The sequence below is a fragment of the Paenibacillus thalictri genome (assembly GCF_004307995.1).
GTDB classification, from domain to species: Bacteria; Bacillota; Bacilli; order Paenibacillales; family NBRC-103111; genus Paenibacillus_AF; species Paenibacillus_AF thalictri.
The window spans coordinates 88133-109092 of sequence record NZ_SIRE01000031.1; the positions used below are offsets into that span (position 1 = coordinate 88133).

14 protein-coding genes and 1 pseudogene are annotated in these 20960 nt (G+C 51.5%); 1 reads left to right on the top strand and 14 read right to left on the bottom strand.

Annotated features, from left to right (window positions below):
• Positions 1-122 precede the first annotated feature (122 nt).
• The 4 genes from EYB31_RS33160 to EYB31_RS33175 form a co-directional block, all read right to left on the bottom strand.
• A complete protein-coding gene (locus EYB31_RS33160; protein ID WP_131017859.1) occupies positions 123-1493 on the bottom strand; it encodes an ATP-binding protein in 1371 nt (456 codons plus the stop codon).
• Between the two features lie 185 nt (positions 1494-1678).
• Positions 1679-3247 (bottom strand): anti-sigma factor domain-containing protein, encoded by a 1569-nt coding sequence (locus tag EYB31_RS33165; protein ID WP_131017861.1) that lies wholly within the window; start codon positions 3245-3247, stop codon positions 1679-1681.
• Complete coding sequence (gene sigI / locus EYB31_RS33170) at positions 3247-4071, bottom strand: RNA polymerase sigma factor SigI (RefSeq protein WP_131017892.1); 825 nt, start codon at positions 4069-4071, stop codon at positions 3247-3249. The genes EYB31_RS33165 and sigI overlap by 1 nt, the downstream gene beginning before the upstream one ends.
• A 138-nt stretch (positions 4072-4209) precedes the next feature.
• On the bottom strand, positions 4210-4638 hold the full coding sequence (locus EYB31_RS33175; RefSeq protein WP_131017863.1) for a hypothetical protein: 429 nt from the start codon (positions 4636-4638) through the stop codon (positions 4210-4212).
• Between the two features lie 305 nt (positions 4639-4943).
• On the opposite strand from EYB31_RS33175, the gene EYB31_RS33180 reads away from it, so the two are divergent.
• A complete protein-coding gene (locus EYB31_RS33180) occupies positions 4944-6911 on the top strand; it encodes a glycoside hydrolase family 15 protein (RefSeq protein WP_131017865.1) in 1968 nt (655 codons plus the stop codon).
• Between the two features lie 43 nt (positions 6912-6954).
• On the opposite strand, the gene EYB31_RS41075 is transcribed toward EYB31_RS33180, so the two are convergent.
• The 10 genes and pseudogenes from EYB31_RS41075 to EYB31_RS33225 all read right to left on the bottom strand — a co-directional run bounded on the left by EYB31_RS41075 (position 6955) and on the right by EYB31_RS33225 (position 20952).
• Complete coding sequence (locus EYB31_RS41075) at positions 6955-7614, bottom strand: class I SAM-dependent methyltransferase (RefSeq protein ID WP_240763137.1); 660 nt, start codon at positions 7612-7614, stop codon at positions 6955-6957.
• A gap of 51 nt (positions 7615-7665) precedes the next feature.
• Positions 7666-8304, bottom strand: a pseudogene (locus tag EYB31_RS41080) (glycosyltransferase family protein); the annotation flags it as partial.
• A 197-nt stretch (positions 8305-8501) separates the two neighbouring features.
• Positions 8502-10106, bottom strand: coding sequence for a hypothetical protein (locus tag EYB31_RS33190; protein WP_131017869.1), 1605 nt, complete (start codon positions 10104-10106; stop codon positions 8502-8504).
• 126 nt (positions 10107-10232) lie between these two features.
• Positions 10233-11096: a sugar phosphate isomerase/epimerase family protein gene (locus EYB31_RS33195; protein ID WP_131017870.1), complete on the bottom strand. Its 864-nt coding sequence runs from the start codon at positions 11094-11096 to the stop codon at positions 10233-10235.
• A gap of 127 nt (positions 11097-11223) precedes the next feature.
• Complete coding sequence (locus EYB31_RS33200; protein WP_165452746.1) at positions 11224-12984, bottom strand: cache domain-containing sensor histidine kinase; 1761 nt, start codon at positions 12982-12984, stop codon at positions 11224-11226.
• A 17-nt stretch (positions 12985-13001) separates the two neighbouring features.
• Complete coding sequence (locus tag EYB31_RS33205; protein ID WP_131017874.1) at positions 13002-14588, bottom strand: response regulator; 1587 nt, start codon at positions 14586-14588, stop codon at positions 13002-13004.
• 462 nt (positions 14589-15050) lie between these two features.
• On the bottom strand, positions 15051-17399 hold the full coding sequence (locus tag EYB31_RS33210; protein WP_131017876.1) for an FAD-dependent oxidoreductase: 2349 nt from the start codon (positions 17397-17399) through the stop codon (positions 15051-15053).
• A 150-nt stretch (positions 17400-17549) separates the two neighbouring features.
• Complete coding sequence (locus tag EYB31_RS33215; RefSeq protein WP_131017878.1) at positions 17550-19181, bottom strand: extracellular solute-binding protein; 1632 nt, start codon at positions 19179-19181, stop codon at positions 17550-17552.
• A 35-nt stretch (positions 19182-19216) separates the two neighbouring features.
• Positions 19217-20086: a carbohydrate ABC transporter permease gene (locus EYB31_RS33220; RefSeq protein WP_131017880.1), complete on the bottom strand. Its 870-nt coding sequence runs from the start codon at positions 20084-20086 to the stop codon at positions 19217-19219.
• On the bottom strand, positions 20080-20952 hold the full coding sequence (locus EYB31_RS33225) for an ABC transporter permease (RefSeq protein ID WP_131017893.1): 873 nt from the start codon (positions 20950-20952) through the stop codon (positions 20080-20082). Before EYB31_RS33225 ends, EYB31_RS33220 begins: the two co-directional genes overlap by 7 nt.
• Positions 20953-20960: the final 8 nt, after the last annotated feature.

Genomic DNA, 20960 nt, shown 5'->3' on the forward strand with positions numbered 1-20960 from the left:
GCCATCCCATGACAACAAAAAAGGCGTGAACGCACGTCAGCGGCTATGCGCCTTCCGAACTGATTCCCACCTTGAACTTCCTTCATTATAAGCCATCTGCCTGTAAAAAGGAATAAATTTTACTAGCCCACCGGCAGGTGAACGATAAATGTCGTGCCTTCGTGCAGCTTGCTTTCGACCTGAATCGTGCCGCCGTGGTTTTTGATAATCCGATAGCTGACGGATAAGCCAAGCCCGGTTCCTTCCGCTTTCGTGCTGAAGAAGGGATCAAACAGCCGGGATAGGACCCCGGGCTCCACGCCTTCCCCATTGTCGCTTATCATAATGGATACTTTCCCGTCATTCAGATAAGCCGTGATGCGAATAAAACCTTGCTGATCCCGACTCCGTGTTTTAAGCGCTTCCATTGCGTTTTTCACGATATTCAGCAATACTTGCTTGATCTGTTTGACATCGATAGAAATAAAAATATCAGGATTGATGCCTCCCGATTCGATCATGCACCCGTTCAGCAGCGCCTCGCTTTCGTACAGCAAGGAGACTTCCTTCACCAGCGCGGCGACCTGAATATTTTCCTTGACCGGAGCGGTAGGCTTGGACGAGTTCAGAAACTCATTAATAATTTCATTCGCCCGGTTAATTTCCTGCAAAATGATCTTGGCATATTCTTCTTTGCCAAGCTGCGCCAAATCCGGACGCAGCAGTTGGATAAAACCGCGAATCGAAGTCAGCGGATTGCGAATTTCATGGGCGATAGCGGCGGCAATCTTACCGAGCATCGCCAATTTATCGTTATAGTAGGCGGATTGCTCAATTCTTCTGAACTCCGTCACATCTTTTACGCTGATCAGCGTATCGCCGTCAAATTCATCGCCATATGTAACCGTAATAAGCAGATGCCTCCCGTTCTCGTCGATCAGTTCTTTAAACGGGGTCCGGTAATAAATCATCTCCTGGAACAAACGGCCGATCAGCCGTCTGGTTGAAGGCTTGAGCTGACGGTTTTTGAGCAATCCACGAATGTCTTGAGCGAGCAGCGATTTGCGGGGAGCTCCGATCATTTGGCTGAACTTGATATTAACGAAGGAAATAAATCCTTCGTTGTCAAACAGCGCGATCCCGCTATCCATGTGCTGCAGCACATTCTCGTATTTGTTTTTTACATTGCGAAAAGATATTTGCGTTGACCGCAGCATCTCCCGCAGCTCGTTCAACAGGTCGTTGCCCGAATCGGATACTTTGCTCTTCCGGCACATGTCCATCAGTTCAATGAGAAACACAAAAGAGCGGTGATAATACGACAACGCATCGGTAGAATCGACATTGGCAATCAGAATACGCATACATTCCTCATGAAGGGCGGTCAATTCTTCCGGAAGCATGTCCTGCAAATAATCCTTCAACGATGAAGTGTAGGGATAGCTGTCATCGCTTCCGCTTTGCACGACATAATCGGTCAAAGCACGTACATACTGTTTTTTGACATCCAACACTTTCTGAACTCCTCTCCCGGTGGAGCTCCGCCTTCCCGTTTTCAAGGCTATTATTCTATTAAAAGAATAGTCAAAATAAACAGAAAAGTAAATATCAGTAACCCCGCTTTGGTTAAAAAAAACGGGGTATGTCCGATTAATTTCCGGGACATCCCCGTTAAAGCTATAAAAACGTTACGTTTGGGTTACCTTTTCTTATCATCGTCCTGCTTCTTGGAGTCGTCCTTTTTGTTATCGTCTTTTTTGTTGTCGTTGTCCTTGCGGTTATCGTCCTTGCGATTGTCATCTTTTGTGGTGCTGTCATCCTTCTTGTTGTTGCCCTTGTTGTTGCTCTTGCTGTCGTTATCGTTTTTGCCGTTATCATTTTTGTCGTTTTTGCTGTTATTATCGTCTTTCTTGTTGTCGTTTTTTTTATCGTCGTCCTGCTTATGCGTATCTTGCTTTTTGTCGTCCTGCTTCTTGTTGTCGTCTTCTTTTTTCGGATCGTTTTTACGCGGATCGTCCCGCTTGGAATCATCCTTTTTGGGATCATCCTTCCGCGGGTCATCCTTTTTGTTATCGTCTTTCTTGTTATCGTCCTTTTTGTTATCGTCTTTCTTGTTGTCGTCTTTCTTGTTATCGTCTTTCTTGTTGTCGTCCTTTTTCGGATCGTCTTTCTTGTTGTCCTGGTTACCGGGCTTTGTTGCAGGCGTCTGGGTCTTATTACCCTGCTGATTAGTTCCGCCCGCTCCGTTGACAGCCGGTTTTCCTTGCGTTGCTCCCGATGTCCCGGTGTTGGTTTTTCCGTCATTTTTATTGTTGCTGTTAGTGTTATTGCTTCCGTTATGTTGATTGGTGTTTGTACCGCCGGTTTGTTTGGTATTCGTGTTGTTTTTATTTGTATTATTCTTTTCCCGTTCTTTTTTGGCTTCTTCGACCTTTTTGTCGAGTTTGCCCGATTTTTCTTCGGCCATCAGCTGCTTCATAGCAGCCTTGCTAGGCGGCGCCGACGGAGTCACTACATTCTCGGCCCCTTTTTCCTTAGCGATCTGCAGTACGGATTCCTTCTTGAAGTCATCCACCGTCACCTCGGCGCCATTGTTTTTGGCGTTTAAGTACACGGCGTATTTCCCCATCGACAAGCCGTTCTGACTGGCCGTATCGCGAATTTCCTGAGGCGCCGCAAAAGCAGTCACCTGATAGTCTTCGGAACGGTCCGGATGAGTGGTCTTAATATGGCTTTCGACTTGCTGCTTTAGTCTTTGTGCGATGGCAACATCGCTTACTTTTGCTTGCTCCTTAACCGTCGTACTGGCAATGACGATTTCCCCTTCACCTTTTGCGAGCGATTTTTGTTCCGCTTTGTCGAGCAGTGTGCCGGTTACATCCTCCAGCTTCTTATTCTTAAACTCGACTGCCTGAATTAATTCCGCGCCATCTTGGTTCAAGCCTCTCAGCTCGATGACGTTCTCCATGTCGTCGATACCGAGTTCCACACTCGGGTTAATGTCCATCGACACATAAGCAACTACATCTGGGGTTCCCAGTTTACCGGCGAAGCTGCCGAACAAGACCAGGCAGAACACAACTGCCGCGGCCAATGCCGACTTGCCGGCCACGGAAGGACTCCTCCAATTGATGCTCGTACTGGCAAATACGATCTCCTCACCGATATCGCATTGCCGTTTCTTCCGAGCCAATTTCTCGAATTGTCCTTCCGGCGTCATGACGATAATATGTTTATCTGTAATCTCCATGACAACCCCTTTATTCATTATTCGTTGTCCCCCCCTTCTGACGTCGCCGCTGCATAAGATCTTGCTTCGTCAATATGTAAATAATCGCGAAGATACGGATATGGGCCTATAAAAATAAGTGCAGTGGCAATAATAAACTTACGGTTGCGCTCCAACGTTTTACGCGACACCTCCACTTTTCCTTGCAGTTCCTTAATCGGCAGCATCCGCTTGCTCAGCATGATTCTCATCAGAGCAGGATCTCCGGACAGTACTTTGCCGATATGAAACAATGTCAAACGAGAATCCGTGTGCTTAGGAGAAGCATCCGCCAAATCGGAGAACGAAATCCCAAAATCGGAAAGGCACCGGTTTAAATCAATGATTTCTCCGCGGCGTTCCTCCATTCCTTTCTGCTTCTCATATTGCTCAACTGCCTGGTGAATCTCGACAGGATTAATTACATTGTCTTCCTCATCCTCCACCTCAAATGAACTGTAAGGAATTTGCTGCTGATGACGCTGCTCTTTGCGCACATAATCAATCAGACGCCTGCGGATGACCTGCTCGGCAAAGCCAAGAAAGGAACGTCCGGCTTGGGGTGAGAATTGGTTGATCGCCTCATTAAATGCGCCAAGCGCGACACTGAATTCGTCATCCCGGGCGGGATCGATGTATCTTTTGCAAAACCGGCTCGTCACTTTGGCTACATATGGCTGGTAATCGGTAATAAACTGATTACGCAGACGCGTATCACCCTCTTGAATCCGAATCACTTGCTGCTCAGGTGTTTGCGAATCCGTTGTTACAGGGTGGTCTGACTGGCGTTTCCCCAGAAATTTCTTAAACAAAACCAGTAGCAACCGTTCCACCTCACACTACTTAAATTTCGGGCCCAAGGCACCGTTTTCGGGGGTATATAGGACTATAGGAAAGAATTCTTTTTGCTTTAACAAAAAAACGTCTTCGGCGAAGAAGACGCACACCCAGCTTATCCAAAATTACATCGCATTTTTCGACGTTTTTTTCGCCTTTAGCTTGCTGCGGCGCCGACTTAGCATTTGCAGGCGCGTTTTCAATTGTTCTTCCCAGGCGGTATCGTTCCATTCCTTGGCAAGCATAAGCAGATCAAGCGACATGTCGATTTGGCTTTGAACGACGTCCATCGCGTCCTCGTTATCATGATTGACGCAATTTTCGAAAAGCTCCTTTTCATCCCGCTGCTCGACGTATTCTTGAAAATCCACTTCACGGGCTCCATCCCCGTGAGCGTATTCGGCTAAAATTTCGTATTCATTTTCAACCAGATGGTGAACTTCCACACGATGACAAACCGGGCAGAATAATAATGGTACGTTATGAATTTGGGTTCGAATATGCTTCAATGTGCCCTTCGTGCCGATCATACTGGCTCCACAACAAAAACTCATGATTATCCCCCCAAGGTTTAATACTCCCCAATGTCTTAGACGCAGTTTTTCATTTTAAGTTGCTAGGTTTTTTTTGGAAATGCCCACTCAAAAACCGTTGCCAAAAATTATGGAAACGAGTACTCTATACAGTATAACAAGTTTTCACCCGATTTGCGCTACACAACCACCTGCAATTTGCCGCATTGAACTTGACTGCCCACACTAACATATTAACCTACAGCCAACGACAATTTCATATGAAATGCCTGACAATCATTTAAGAAGCCATACTGGCTAACATAAATAATAGGGAGTGAAATGTATTGCCAAGGCATCTCGTTATCGGAAACGGCAAGTTTCTCATTAATCTGGATCAGTATACGTGTATACGCGATCTGTATTATCCGTATGTAGGACAACTTAACCATGTTGGTGGCTACCAATGCCGTATCGGCATCTGGATTGACGGTCAATTCTCCTGGCTTTCCGACGGCGAGTGGCGTTTTGAACTTGCTTACGCTGAAGATTCGCTCATCACCGAGGTGAAAGCGACCCATGACCATCTGGGCATCACTTTGCTCATCAACGATGGCATTCATCAGCGGGAAAGCATCTATTTAAAGCGGATCCTCATCACGAATCATTGGGATAATGTCCGCGAAGTGCGCTTGTTCTTCAATCAGGATATGGTCATCAACGAGACGGAAGTCGGCGATACAGCCGCTTATTATCCGGTGAACCACACTGTATTTCATTATAAAAAAGACAGGTACTTCATGTTCAACGGCAGTACTGGCTCGGAAGGCATCTTCGAGTATACGAGTGGTGTCAAACGTTTCTCCAACGCCGAAGGCACTTGGAGAGACGCGGAAGACGGCCATCTGATGGGCAATCCGATTGCCCAGGGCTCCGTCGACAGCACGATCAGCTTCCGGCTTTACGTTCCGCCGCAATCCGGCCAAACGATGTATTACTGGATGAGCGCCGGCAAAAATCTCGAAGAGGTCAAGAAGCTTGACCAATATGTCAGAGACAGTCATCCGGGAAAATTGATCGACAGAGTCAAAATATATTGGCAGCGCTGGGTTAATAAGTCCGAATCGAGTTATGCCGATTTAAACGATAAGATCATCAGTCTTTATAAAAAAAGCTTGCTGCTGGTTCGCACGCAAACCGACGTAGGCGGCGCGATCATTGCGGCCAACGATTCCGACATCATGCAATCCAACCGCGATCATTACAGCTACATGTGGCCGCGCGACGGCGCTTTGATCGCCTATGCGATGACCATGGCCGGATACCAGGGCATGATTACCCCATTTTTTAAATTTTGCGAAAGGGTCATGTCTCCCGAAGGTTACCTGCATCATAAATATAACCCGGATGGAACCGTCGGTTCAAGCTGGCACCCTTATCTGCATCAAGGCAAAATTCAGCTGCCGATTCAAGAAGACGAGACGGCGCTGGTGCTGTTTGCCTTGTGGCAGGATTTCCAGCGACACGGCGATATCGAGCTGCCGCAATCGCTGTACGGCAGCCTCGTTCGCGGAGCGGCCCGGTTTATGTCAAGTTACATCGAGCACGATCTGAACTTGCCGAAACCAAGTTATGACTTATGGGAGGAACGTTACGGCATATTCACCTTTACCGCCTCCGCGGTTTACGGCGGTCTGATTGCCGCCTCCAACTTCTGCAGCTTGTTTGGCGACGACGAACGCAGCAACCGCTACCGTCATACGGCGGAGAAAATCAAGTCCGGCATTTTGAAGCATCTATGGGATGAAGAGGAAGGCCGTTTTGTTCGCGGGCTGTATATGGACAATGGCAAATGGGTCAAAGACAAGACACTGGAGAGCAGCGTCTACGGCATATTCGAATTTGGCGTGCTGCCGGCGGATGATGACCGTGTTGTCCGTACGATGCAGGCCAATCGCGATAGGCTTTCGATCAAAACGGAAGTCGGCGGCGTGGCCCGTTATCATCATGATTATTATTTTCAACGTTCCTCCGATATTGAGAAGGTACCGGGAAATCCTTGGATCATCTGTACCCTCTGGGTGGCGGAATGGGAGATTGAATCCGCCAAAACGATCGCCGATCTGGAGTCGCCGCGCCGCACCCTCGAGTGGGCGGAACGGCATGCGATGGAAAGCGGCGTGTTGCCCGAGCAGCTTGACCCGTTCGACGGAGGACCTGTATCTGTGGCGCCGCTGACCTGGTCCCATGCCACCTTCGTGCTGACCGTTGTGAAATACGTGGAGAAATACAAGAAGTTGGCCGCAGAAGCGTAACATTGGGCTACGGGCAAAAATAAAGAGCTGAAGATCAGGAACCTCACCGGTACCTCATCTTCAGCTCTTTTTCGTGAAGCAGCATATCCTGCAGCAGCTCGGAGCAGCCTTTAGGAAACAGCACGCCCAGCCCATGGGATTGATCGAAGGCCAAACCCGGGTACTGCCGGCGCAGCTCTTCCCATAACCTGTATACACCGAAGTTTCCGATCCGTACGTTAATGTCATGGAACAATACGATGCCGTTATCGGCCATCTTGGGGAGCCAAGTATAAAAATCGTGGGCGGCCGCTTCGTACGTATGATAGCCGTCGATATGCAGCACATCGACGGATTGATCGGCAAATTGGCTCAGCGCCTCGTCAAACGTCCCCCGCAGCAGTTCGGCTGCTGGAGCATAATATGCTTTGGCCACACGGGATACCGTTTCGTAGACCGCCTCTTCATACCCGCCCGTATGAGAATCGCCTACCCAGGAATCGACGGCATAACACTTCGTACCGGTTGAGCAGTCCACAACCGCTTGGCAAAAGCTGAAAAACGAAAGCCCCATATGCGTGCCCAATTCGACAACGACCCGCGGCTTCACATTGCGTATCAAATCATAGGCAAAATACCGATGGCCGACCCAAGCGGAGCGTTGGACAATATTCGGATCATCCCGCTCATAAGCAAAAACCGGCTGGCCGAAGCTCCACTTCATTGCAGCGGCATGGTTCGGCTCCGAACCCGGCGGGTTCATATAATGCTTAAGAAAGATCCGCCGGTTCTCCTCATAACCCGTCAGATCGGAAACACCGCAATGATGGAGACAAACCGGCGAGAGCTGCTTTATAACTCCGACCTCGTATCCCGCTTTGACGAATTCGAAGCTTTGCGAAACATCGTAAAAATGCCAGCCCTTCAGCAAATCTTTCCTCCATGGCAGATCAACTGTTGTGACCATCAGCAAACCGTCAATTGCTTGAACACTTTCGTAATCTTCTGCGACCTCATTGAAATTTAACAGAGTCGTTTGGCCGTTCACTCGGCTTTCGTACACCATCCCGTATTTGTGCCGGCTTTCCCACCAAATCCCGTTATCCGGAATGCTCTTGGAGCCGACCACCCCGATCATCCCCAGCGACGGATGCTCAGCAAATAAAGACACGATCTCATGGAGAAAAAGGGGATTGAGAATATACACATCTTGATGCAGATATACCTTAATTCGGGCGTCGGACCGGTTCATCGCCTGGTTGTAGCCGGCTGTCATGCTTTCCGCATGAAACACTTGCTGCCATTCGATCTCGTAGCCTTCGGGAATTTGCAATGCTTTCATATAATTCAAAGCCATCTGATATTGGACCAAATCGGATACACACGTGATAAAACAAATTTTATTTGCCTTCATACGAGTACCTCCACCTGTAGCTGCACTGCATACGGACCCTGGTAAACAACATACGATACGATATGTACACAACTTTCAATCGGGAACGAAGCAGATGTCTATATTCACGGAGCGCCGGCTCTCTCGTATGGAAAACAAAAAACGCCCGCCTTCCGCGAAATAGCGGATAACGGACGTTCCTTTTGAAAACGGATTGGTTAAGGCACTTTCACATAAAAATGACCTTTATCGAAATACGCTTTGATGGCGCCGGACCTCGGTGTGGTGACCCACTCCGAAAGGGATACATTCACCTTATATAACCCGGGGCCTTGAGTCAGGTGCAGCGGCATGACGTAACGGCCGGATTCGTCGGGATTTATTTCCTGCTGGGGGGTGGGCTGCAGATAGCCGCTCCGCTCATCCCATTTAAATACCTGCACGTTGAAGGGGACTTTGGAAGTTCCCGTAAATTCGGGCTCGGCGGAATCGCTTTGAACAAGTCCTTGTGCAGCGCCATCCAGCTTGAACCCTTCCAGATCGACTGAGAAAGGAAACTGTGCGAAGTCTGTACTAACATCGTACGCCGATTTATAAAGAATCCGCTCGCCCGATTTCAGCGTTTCCTTAATCCGGTTCAGACCAAGCGCTAGCGCAATGTCGCAGTCCGCCAAGGATACGTGCATGTCATCCTGCATCTTCTGCCCCGCTGCCGCCGCCGTTGTCATATTATAAATCAGCCCCATATTGTCAAGGCTTAAACTTATCGGTTTGGTCGTATAACCCCGCATCGTCGACTCCAGCAAGGTTCCCGTCACTTTCAAGCGATCTCCGCTTACAACGGCCGGCAGGCCATAATCCTGTACGTCGTAATGGTCGTAGCGAATATCAAGTTTGCTCTCCTCTTGGTTCCAAAGCGCCGTATAGCCAAACAGCCGCTCCATATCGATGGAATAAATATAGATCTGCCCGTCCTTGACCTGCGGGGCTCTAATCAATTCGAATTGATTATCCAGCTCGCCGCCCCAATACGTTTTTGCCGTTAAGCTGCCCGGTGTGACCTCGAAGCTGTACAACCCTCCGTCGATCGTATACACTTTACCGCTGCGGGAAATTTGATAACCGAACATTTTTCCGAAATAGTCCAGCGAGAAAAAGGGCAACCCGTCTTCGCCAAAACCGACCTTGGCTTCTCCGTCGTACATGGTACCATCACGGAAATCAATCGTTTTGGCCACCGCCGACGTCGTTTTCAATTGCAAAGCCTGCGGCTGCGCTTGTGGGTTATCCGGCTGCTTCCCGGTAAGAAAGCTCTCGGATTGAAGCGAAAGCGTTCGTTTCGCCTCATCCCAGTCCAGACGCCCGTAAGACTCCAGATCGTTCAACACGATCGCCGTGCTGCCGTCAATATTGTAGGAGGGGAGAGGAAACTCCTGACCGTCCTTTACGTAAAAGGACTGGATGTCGGTATACAACACATCTTTGAGCTTAGCGCCGACGGGCAGCGCAGCCCGCTCGCCAGGAGCAACCTTCCCGGTTATATCCCGGCCCGCAGCCTCCGAGATACGCAGCTGCCTTGTATAAGGCGACCAGCTGACGTCATATCCATAAGAACGCAAATCTTCGGCCGTCACTGCGGTATAACCGCGAATGTTCATGGAAGGTATTTTTTGGCCGTTCACAAAAGCTTGAATGTCGGTGGAAAGCACTTGATCGATTACTGTACCGACCTTCTGACCGGCTGCATGTGCTTGATACGGCACATCTGCAGCAAATACTACCGTGCAGATAGCTGCTGCTGCAATCCAACGAGAAACCATCATATCACCGTCCGTCTACTGATCTTCATTGAAGAAGCTTACGTTTAGCTGAAGCCCCTCTTTTCATGTAAAGACGTACGGAGTTGAACATTAGTTGCGTTTTCCGGCTATTCAAATTATTGCGGATTCTCAGACTTCATTCCAGATGCGCCTGGCGTTGTCCAGCCCTGCCTTGGTGCCAAACCGCGGATCTTCATGCCCTTCAAATTCGATCGATATATATCCGTCATATCCGGATTGTTTAATGACGCGAATAATTTGCGGCATATCGATATCGCCTTGTCCGACAATCGCCCCCCGCAAATAATCGCCCCCTGCGCTGCGGAACCAGCCTTCCCCGGGATGGCGGTCCGCGCCGCGGCGGTAAAAGTCTTTCAGATGCACCATCGATGCGATAGGCAGATTACGGCGGACCCCGACGATCGGCCATTCATCCGCACACCAGAAGTTGCCGATATCCAGCGTCGTTTTAAAATTGGGATGGTTCACCGTATGAATGAGCGCTTGCACACGTTCGCTGGCTTGGATGTAATAGCCATGGTTCTCCACACTGGTGACGATGCCCAATGAAGCCGCATAATCGGCAATTTGCCGGCAGGCTTCGGCCAAGCGGCCCAACTCGTTTATAAATGCTGCGGTTGTCGCCTCAGCCGGAGGCCGGGAAGCCACATCATGACGCATCCGTTTGGCTCCAAGCGCCGCGGCAATATCGACATGCTGCTTCACTCGATCGATTTCCTTATGGAAAGCGTCCTCATCGTCAACTGCAAAATGGGCTCCGATTGCATAATTGGAAATGTCGAGACCGGTTTCCGCCGCCTTGTGACAAATCGACTGAACAAGAACATCATTGCCTTCCAGCTCATAACCGATCGGCACGATCTCGACATGCTCCCCGCCATTCTCAGCAATCCATTCAATCACATCAAGTACGCTCATTTCCCCCGAACGAATCAGACGGCTCAAGCTGTAAGTGCTTACACCCAGTTTCATAAAAATCCCTCTCCCTTGCTTAATGAGATTTTGCAATCTCTCGCCCGAGCAAAAAACAGATGAATTCCAATAATTTCTACTTCTCAAAACGTATCATTCCGTATAAGTAAAGTCAATAACTGTGAACTCAGCCGATTGCCTCCGAAACGACAGCAGGTTCATATTGGATCGGCGCGATGATGCGGACAATCGTGCCCCTTCGTTTGCTTGATGTAATTTTCAGACCGTACTTCGAACCGGAATAAATCCCGATCCGATGATGAACGTTTTGCAAACCGACATGATTGAACCCTCTGGAAAACTTCTTAATAAAACGGTCCGTCAATACACTGCGCGACATGGCCCGGTCCATCCCTGCTCCATTGTCGTAAACGACAATGTGCAGTTCCTGGTTGCGCCTGGTTGCGCGCACGATGATTTTGCCCTTCCTTTTGGCCGGAATGATTCCGTGAAATATGGCATTTTCGATGATCGGCTGGATCGACAGCTTCAGCACCTGCATCGCAAGCAGCTCCTTCGGCACCTCAATGGCCAGCTCGAAGCGGTTTCCGTACCGGATGGTTTGAATGTATGCGTAAGCGCGAATCGCTTGGAGTTCATGCTCAAGCGTCACAAATTCAGAGATTTTGTCGAAGCTGAATGAAAGCAGATGGGTCAAGCTGCGGATCGTTTCATCCACCTCGGCGAAACGCTGCTGCTTGGATAAGCTGGAAATACACGCCAGCGTGTTGTACAGAAAATGCGGGCCTATCTGGCTTTGCAGCATTTTCAGCTCATATTCCTTTTTATCCTGCTCGATGCTTTTCACCGTCTGCACAAGCTGAAAAATCCGGCTCATCATATCGTTATAACTTTGTGCCAGCTTTCCGATTTCATCGCTGCGGCCGACGGCAATCGCCGAAGGATATTCCAGATTGTGCACGCGGTCCATCTTGGAAATAAGCAGACGGATCGGCGAAACGAGCCGCCTTGTCATCAGCCATGTGCCCAGGATCAGGATGGCAAACCAGATCAACGCCGTCTGCTTTAAGTTGTCGCTCAAATCACTTGTCGCCCGGTAAAAATAATTTTCGTCGATCAGCGTAATCAAACTCCAGCCCATCCGGTTGCCAAACGATTTGACGGCGGTCATCTTGCCCTTCGGTCCGCTTACGGCGCTCACTCCTTGCGGCAAGCTCGCCAACTGCTCGCGAAACGCCTCGCTCATCGTCCTCGGATAAACGTTGTAAGGGATTAATGTCGATTCCTGTTCAATGCTGAGCACGTTTTGCTGTGCCGTCAAGATGGTAAACGTCCGGTCATAACCGGACAGCAGCGGCAGCAGCCGGCTGTTTAACGTATCGAGATCAATCTCCGCAGCCAGGACGCCGACAAACCGCTGAGACGCGTCATATACCGGCTGTACAAATGCGACCGTCTTTCCGGACAACTTCGATTCATATGGTTCGGTCCATTGGATAACGCGGCTTTTTTCCCGAGCCAGATCGTAAAGCTCCTGCAGCTGCGGGTTGCCCACCAACTCGTAAATCAGCTGTTTGCTGCTGTATATCGATCCATCCGTACCTATCCAATAAAACGTTTTGACATAACCTTGGCTTAAGTCGCTGTAGGATTGCAGCACCGGAACCGCTTCGCTTTTGCCGCGCAGCAGCTCAGGGCGTACGGAAAGCTGGCGCAGCGTGGTTTTGATATTGTCTACATAAATGTCGAGGATATGGTTAATTTTATCATTCAGCGTTTCCGTGCTCGACAAATATTGGCGCTTCAGCACCTTCTCCGCATCGTGAAGACTGTTCCAAGCCAGCGTTCCCAGCAGGATCGAAGTCAGCACAAATAAACTGAGAAACCATTTCAAAGCAAGCCCGCGCCGGTCCATCCAAGCTCTCAAGCGTCCCATAACCCCGATCAACCTCTCTTGAATTCGGTCGGCGTCTGCCCCGTATATTGGCGGAACATCAGCGAAAAATATCGGTAACTCGTGATGCCGACCCGGCTCGCAACCTCATATATTTTATCGTTGGTCGTACGCAGCAGCTCAATCGACTTCTCAATCCGCAGCCGGGTTACATATTCCTGAAACGGCTCTCCCACCTCGTCGCGGAACAGTTTGCCAAGGTAATGAGGCGTTAGGCCAACCTCTTTGGCGATAGACTGGAGCGTAATCGCCTCCGATAGCTTTTCCTCGACCATCTTGCGGGTTCGCAGCACCTCGGCCCGTTGTGCGGCGGGCGGTTTCACCGTTCCGGAAGCTGCGGCGCCGGCAGCCGTCTCGATCCATTCCTGCAAAGTAGGCGCTTGCAGTAGGCTTTCCGTCAATCCCCGTGGCGGCGTAATCCGCGCGCGCCTTAACCAGCGGGAAACCGCACCGGCCAGATGCAGCTTGAGCTCCGTCGGTTCATAATGCCATCTCGATAGCGCTTCCATAAATTCTCCTTGCAAAAAGGCTTGAGCCCCCATCTTTTCCCCTCCGGCAAGCCATTCGTCCAACTGCTGCTCTTCCGCTTGCCCCAGCGGTTTCAGCAACCAAAGCGCTCCGTGCCATAAGGAATGCTGCCAGTAAAAAGACGGCTTGAGCCCTCCCCGAAGCATTTCCAAAGCTGTGACGTAAGCTTGCGGCGTCTCGCAGACAGGGCTGATCCATGCCGACAGCCTCACCTGTCCGCACAAATACGGCGCCTTCTGCTCCAGCGATTTGCGCAAATAATCAAGCAAGGACTCCATGCTGCGAACGTATTGTTCCGCATAGGGGTCGGCGGATTCGGCAGCCTTCTCTACAACAAAATGCAGCGCGTATTCGCCGGTCTGTACAGCCAGGAATCGCATACCGGGATGCATTTGCGCATATTCAGCCAGCAATCGCTGAATCTCGCGATCGGCAAACGGCTTCTCTGCGGGCTTTGCATCCAGGTGCACACAGCAAAACCGGCCGGGTAACAATGGAACTCCCGCTCCATTGCCGGGAAGCTGACTGCCTTCCGCATAACCTGCCGCCAGCAGCGCCAGTAACTGCTCGTCGTCCCGGTCCTGCTGCTGCAGCAGCTTGTTCAGTTGACCGGCCAATTCCCATTTCTGCTGCTCTTCACTGCCGTAAGCGTAAATTTTATGTCGGCGGATGTGCTCTCTCGCGCGCCGGATCGACTGCTCCAGCTCCGCTTCGGTGAAAGACACCTTGACCAGATAATCCGTAGCTCCAAGCTGGATGCCCTCCTTGGCGAAATGAAAATCGCTGTGGCAGGTCAGCAGCATCGCTTTCGTCTGGGGATAATCGCGGTTGAGCGCACGCAACAATTCCATGCCGTCCAATACCGGCATCGTAATATCGGTAATGACTAGATCGGGCCGATAATCCCGGCAAAATTGCAATGCATCTTCGCCATCTTCGGCTTCGCCGATAAGCACCGCACCCCACGATTCCCACGGGTACGTGCGCATCTGCTCACGAATAGGAATTTCATCATCGACTATAAGAACGGTGATCGGTTCTTGAAACACGGTGTTCCCCCCTTATGTCTAGCCCGCCGTATAAATGTTCCTTTTTTACATTACTTGAGAAAGACCTTCCGGGAAACTCGCCGGACGTTCCTTTTGGGTGCGATGAGCTGCTTATGCGCATGGTGAGGGGATGGGCACGGGACTCCAACCGCCAATTAAAATCATGGCCCTTTGAATGATGAGAGCACGGTTGGGCCAAGATTTTAAAAGCGGCCGCTTGCGCTTTTCCGCCCCGTGCCCATCCCTTTGTTCAGCTATTTGCCAGTCCGTTTCAATAGATTTGTTCCCATGTCTCCATTCTACGAAATTTTGCAAGCAAGGAGTACCCTAAAGAGATCAATTCTTTAACGTTAAGGAACACTTCTATCGTAGTCATCCAAGGAAAATGCGAAAGCCGCCTTACCCGCCATCTATTTTTTAGAAGGCAGGCAAGACGCGGCGTTCAAACCAAATGCTCAACGATTACTCATAACAACGAACCTCATATATAGCGGCGGATGGATCTCCATTGGTCGCGTGAACGGCGATTCGCAGACGGGTGGTTGCCGTTTGCTCAGCCAAACGGTGCCTCCGATGGCGCTGATAATTGTCGGGCTCCTGATGCAGCGTCCTCCATCTTCCCTCTTCCCAAATCTGAATGCTGTACGACTTCGGACACTGCGCATCGCGGTAGAACGGGCTGTAAGCGTGGTATTCGCGCAGCAAATGTCCGGGAAACGTGAGTTCCACTTGACCGATTCGCTGCGGCTCATCCCATTCCAGCTCCAGCCACTGATCGAGCGGCTCCCGCGGATCGGATCTCCATACATTGGTATATGCATGCGGCCGGGTCACGCCGCTTACCGTGTTGGATGCGCCATAACACGCTTGAGGCGGATCGACCTTAAAGCTTAACGTCACCCCGTTATCGTACCGGCGCATCCGGCCCATGCCGATATCCATCGCCGCCACGTGCCCGGGTTCAATCGCCCCCGCTTTATGCCATTCGACTTCGGGATTGGCCGACAGCTCCAAACGGACGTACCGGCCTGCGGCCAGCCCATTTTGCTCCGTTAATTCAACTTTCCAGTCGATCCATTGATTGTCACCGGGCGGCACAAGCAGTTCTGTTTCCGCAAGCGCAGGATAAGCGTCGGTCTGGTAATCCCAGATGTGATCCACAGGCACGATCCGCGCGCGAAGGGTCTGCGCATCCGGCGCATGGCTGCTGAGGCAAACCGACAAGCTTCGGATTTCCGCTCCGCCGGCGGCGTTCCCATCTGCCGAAGATGATACGCCTACGGCGATCCATTGGCTTCTTGCGGTGTGCAGCCGGTCGTCTTTGGTGCGGTGGTTCTGATCGCGCCATACGCTGAGCCCTTCGTGGGCTCCCGTGCTGAACGGCCCCAGTCCATAACAGCGCGCCTCGCTGCTTGCCATGACACGGGCGCTGCGCGCCAAATCGGCAGGGTCCTCGTTGCGGTAGTTCGGCAGGAAACAGCCGTCCCGCAGCAGCTTCTGCTGTACCGCGAAGACTGCCTGCTCCTGCTCGGGCACCTTGGCTACAGCGATGTTCCGCTCGATCGCCTCCCAGGCGGCAATACCCGCCGCCTGCCCCATAAGCGCGGTTGTGCTCATCACCCGCACCGTGCCTAACGCGGCATGTGTGACACTGACATTGCGGCCTGCCATCATCAAATTGTCGGTATCCTTCGCAATCAATATGCGCAGCGGAATGCCGTAAGGGCCGCAGTAACTTTTGACCGCGTATTCGCTTGTCTGCGTATAATTTTCCGCCGAAGCCGGCTCGCTGTGCGCGGCAAGCAGCCCGCCCGGGGTGTGCAAGTCGAGAAACCAGCCGCCGAAGGCGATTTCGTCAGGGAATACAGTGAGACCCGCCGGGTCGTGTTCGGTCATCAAATATTGCCCCATAATGCGGCGGCTTTCCCGTTTGCCCGGCACCTGCCCGATCCAGTCCAACGCGAAATTGGCCGCTTTGTCCCTCAGCTTCGGATCTTTGTTTTTGATCCAATCCCAGACGCCCAACGTGTGACGGGTTAATTCATGGCGTATATCTTCAGCGTCGTGAATCGTATCCCACGGCACTCCGATTTCCAGCCACCAATACCCGCCGCGCAGCTCCTTCGGCTCCCGACCGTCCTCATAAAAATAACTGGCGTCTTCATGCTTAACCGCCCAGTCCGGCGCTCGAAAAGGGACCGGCCTGCCCATATCCCGGGCGCGGAAATGAATCGAGTTGCCCATCGTATCTTTGCTCGCCAGCTCAGGAGCATGATATTCATTGAATTCGCTGCGCCCTTCCGAGCCCATCCGCCATTCGCACCCGGCTAGATCGGCGACAATGCCGTCCCCCGTGCAGTCGATAAACACTTTACCCGCAATCGTGATTTCCGTCTCGGCCCCGCCAACCCGTCCGACGATCGCTTGGATATGCCGCCGCTCATCTTTTATGACATCAAATATCGATGTATTTAAATGAAACACCAGATTAGGCGTATTCATCGCCATATCATACATCGTCATGTCCCAAACACTGTTCGTCCAGCCGTTCTCGAATATCTCCTCATGGTTGCGCGCCCGCTCTTCAATGAGCAGTTCCGATACGATCCCGCTTTCCCGCGCATAGGCGTGAAAAGCGGCCGCTCCGTGAGGAGTGACGCGAATCTCCGAAGAACTGTTCCCTCCGAAAACAGGCCGGTCCTGCACAAGACACGTTTTCGCCCCATGCCGAGCCGCGGATACGGCGGCGCAGAATCCCGCCAGCCCGCCGCCACATACGACCACATCGTAAGTTTCGTTTGTTTTTCTCATATGCATTTTGCCTCCGCATCATTTGCCGTCATCTATGTCCGAGCGTTTTCTCTTGCCGCAGTGCCGCACTCGCAGCAACCGGCACACATGTACATGCCGAAGCGTGGGCAACCTTATTCTCCATGCTGCGCTGCGGCTGCCAACAAGCCGCTATTTCAGCACGCCAAGCGTTTGCAGCTGTGCGGCGGCGCCATCCATATAAGCCTTATAGCCGAATTGGCCGTCAAGCGTCTTCAAGAAGTCATCGTATTCGCCAAGCGGTCGCTTATTGTACACAAACTTTAAAAATTCTTCGGAGGCATACCGCTCCGCATCCGCCTTATTGTAGCCCTTCGGAATATCGACGTAGCCGTTCAGCGCTTGGATGCGCGGCTGCTTGTTCGTAAAGTCGATATATTTAGCCTGCTTATCGAACCTGCCCTGCAAATATTCCAGCTCCGGACGGCCTACGAATTGATAAGACCAGATATAACCGCCTTCTTTACCAAGCAGGTCGGTCGGTTTTGGTTTGCCGCCCTCCAGCGTATAATGCTTATCCTTAATGCCGTACTGCACCAGCGTCAGACCGTCGCCATCGGCAACATAGTTCAGCAGATCGATCACCTTCTGCAGCTTTTCCGGGTTCTTCTCAAGCGATTTGGACAAGCCAAGCAGCATAGGTGTTGTGCCCGAATCCCAAGTGCCGTCGAATTGGCCCCCTGGACCTTTCGGCGCGCTCATCTGAACCCATTGCGCGTTCGGGTTGACAGATTTGATCTGATCGGCGAATTGATCCTTGGAAATGTTGGCCCAGTCGATATATACGATACCGACCTGCCCCTGAATCGCCTTCTGCTGATGCTGAAGGCCGTTGTTAGCCGCAAGATCCGGATCAACCACTTTATCGCCGGTAAATTTGAGAATCGATTGAATGGCATCCTTCATCGCCGGATCATGGTAAGCATCGACCATCTTGCCGCCTTTGCTGTAAATACTGCCCGGCAGCCCTACGCCATAAGCGCCGAACACGGGAGCAAACGCTGTCGCTACGCCCGGGTTGGAACCAAACACCTGGGCTCCACCGCCACCGCCGCCGGTGATGCCAAACGTATCTTTCTTGCCATTGCCGTCGGGGTCGTTTTCCGTAAATGCCTTGGCGACCTGAAGCAGTTCGTCGACCGTGGTCGGAACCTGCAAATTCAGCTTATCGAGCCAATCCTTGCGAATCCAATATGTCCAGTAATCGATAACCGGCTGTTTGGGAACCGCGTACAGCTTGCCGTTGTAATAGCCTTTTTTCAGATTATCGTCGCCCAGAAACTTCTTCACCTTATCCAGCTTCGCCACATAAGGCGTCAAATCAAGCAGTTGCCCTTGATCCGCCAGTTGGGCCAGCTGTCCTCTGTCCGTCACCTGAAACAAGTCCGGGCTGTTGCCTCCGGCCACCCGTACGTTCAGTTGGCTGACGTAATCGTTCAGCGCCGTATACGACGTCAGGTTCAAATTCACATTTAACGCCTTCTCCAGCGCTTGCTTGATAAAATCCGCATCGGCCGCAGGCAGCGCCGCCGCGCTTTCGATAATGTCCAGCGTAACCGGGCCGCTGCTTTTGGCCGCGGGTGCGGCGGCATCGCCGGTTTTGGCCGGCTGCGGCTGCGTGTTGCTCGCCTTCGCATCTGAAGCCGGTGCTGCCGGGGCAGCCGGCTCCGCTTGGGGCGCACAGCCCGCCAGCAAAGTCCCCGTCATCAGGACGGCTAATGCGGAAACGGATATCGAGTGACCTCTTTTTCTAAAGTGACGCATGACAACCTCTCCTTTTTTGAACTCTTATGAATGCTCTAACCTTTGACCGAACCAAGCATCATGCCTTTTGTAAAATGCTTCTGGATCAACGGGTACACCAGGATAATCGGCAGACTCGCCATCACGACGGCGGCCATCTGCAGCGTCAGCGTCGGCACCATGTCCGCGCTGGTTACATCGGCCGACGCCGATTGCGTCAATATATCGCGCACGACGACCTGCAGCGGATACAATGAGCGGCTGGAGACATACATGATCGCTTGGAAAAACTCGTTCCAATGCGATACGGCGTAAAACATGCTCAGCGTCAAAATAACGGGAACGGATAACGGGACTGTAATTTGCAGCAGGATGCGCAGTTCCTTGGCCCCGTCGATTTTGGCCGATTCGTATATTTCTTCCGGCAGCTGATCGAAAAAGCTTTTCATAATCAGCACGTTGTAGCTCCATATGGCATTAGGGATAATCATCGCCCACACCGTATTAAGCAAACCGGTGTTTTTTACGATTAAATAGGTCGGGATAATCCCGCCGCTAAAAATAAAGGTGAAGATGATCGTGAACAGCAGCGCTCCCCGCCCCGGCAAATCTTTACGGCTGAGCGGGTAAGCCATCAAGGTTGTCAGCACCATGTTGACCAGCGTTCCGACCACCGTAATGTAGACGCTGACATGCAGCGATTTCGGGATCGCCGCCTGCTGGAACAGCTGCTTGTAGCCGTTCCACGTGAGCGAAGTCGGTATAATCACAAAACCGCCGTTCTTAAGCACCTCGGAGTATGGCGTCACCGACGCCGAGAAGACGTACAACATCGGAAACAACGCGCATAAGCCAATGGCTCCGAGGAGCACATAAACGAGTGTATTGACGATGCGGTCTTCACCACTGCTTATTTTATTCACCATATCGATCCCCCCCACCTGCGGGCCAGCCGGTTAGCGGAGAGCACAAGCGCAATGCCGATAAATCCTTTAAACAATCCGACTGCGGCGGCAAGACTGAAATTAAGCTGCTGCAGCCCCGTCCGAAACACCCATGTGTCGAGAATATCGGCCACCTGATACACCTGCACGTTGTACATGACATAAATTTGCTCAAACCCTGCGTCCAGAAAATGGCCCAGCCGTAAAATCAAAAGCAGCACCATCACCGTTCGAACGCCGGGCAGCGTAATGTGCCAAATCATCCGCAAGCGGCTCGCTCCATCCACTCGGGCCGCCTCGTACAACGTCGGATCAATGCCGGCCATTGCAGCCAAATAAATGATCGCGCCGTAACCGGTTTGCTGCCACATGTCGGAGCCGACCAGCACGCTGCGGAACCACGATGTCGACGTCAGAAACGGGATGGAATCAAAACCCGCTTCCTTCAGCCATTTATTGACGATACCGGAGCTTTCCGAGAAGAAAGCGACCGCCATCCCATAGATGATGACCCATGATAAAAAATACGGCATATACGTCAGCGTCTGAATGAGCCGGTTGTACCAGGCGAGCCGGCATTCGTTCAGCAGCACGGCCAGCGCGATCGGCGGAAATATGCCGAAGATGAGCTTATACAAGCTGATCAGCATCGTATTCACCAAAAGCTGGCTGAAGTACGGCGAGGTGTAGAAGGTTTGAAAATGTTTGTACCAGGGACTTGCCCACGGACTGCTGACGATGCCCTCGGTGATTTGAAAATCCTTAAACGCGATAATGGTTCCGTACATCGGTACGTATCGGTACACGATATAATAGACGACTCCCGGCAAAAGCATAAAGTACAACATGCGGTAGC

Excerpts from the sequence above, each read along its gene's own strand:
- EYB31_RS33165 (WP_131017861.1), bottom strand. The coding sequence starts at position 3,247 with ATGAATAAAGGGGTTGTCATGGAGATTACAGATAAACATATTATCGTC.
- EYB31_RS33175 (WP_131017863.1), bottom strand. The coding sequence starts at position 4,638 with ATGAGTTTTTGTTGTGGAGCCAGTATGATCGGCACGAAGGGCACATTG.
- EYB31_RS41075 (WP_240763137.1), bottom strand. The coding sequence starts at position 7,614 with ATGAAGTGGAGCTTCGGCCAGCCGGTTTTTGCTTATGAGCGGGATGAT.
- EYB31_RS33190 (WP_131017869.1), bottom strand. The coding sequence starts at position 10,106 with ATGATGGTTTCTCGTTGGATTGCAGCAGCAGCTATCTGCACGGTAGTA.
- EYB31_RS33195 (WP_131017870.1), bottom strand. The coding sequence starts at position 11,096 with ATGAAACTGGGTGTAAGCACTTACAGCTTGAGCCGTCTGATTCGTTCG.
- EYB31_RS33210 (WP_131017876.1), bottom strand. The coding sequence starts at position 17,399 with ATGAGAAAAACAAACGAAACTTACGATGTGGTCGTATGTGGCGGCGGG.
- EYB31_RS33215 (WP_131017878.1), bottom strand. The coding sequence starts at position 19,181 with ATGCGTCACTTTAGAAAAAGAGGTCACTCGATATCCGTTTCCGCATTA.
- EYB31_RS33220 (WP_131017880.1), bottom strand. The coding sequence starts at position 20,086 with ATGGTGAATAAAATAAGCAGTGGTGAAGACCGCATCGTCAATACACTC.
- EYB31_RS33225 (WP_131017893.1), bottom strand. The coding sequence starts at position 20,952 with ATGTTGTACTTTATGCTTTTGCCGGGAGTCGTCTATTATATCGTGTAC.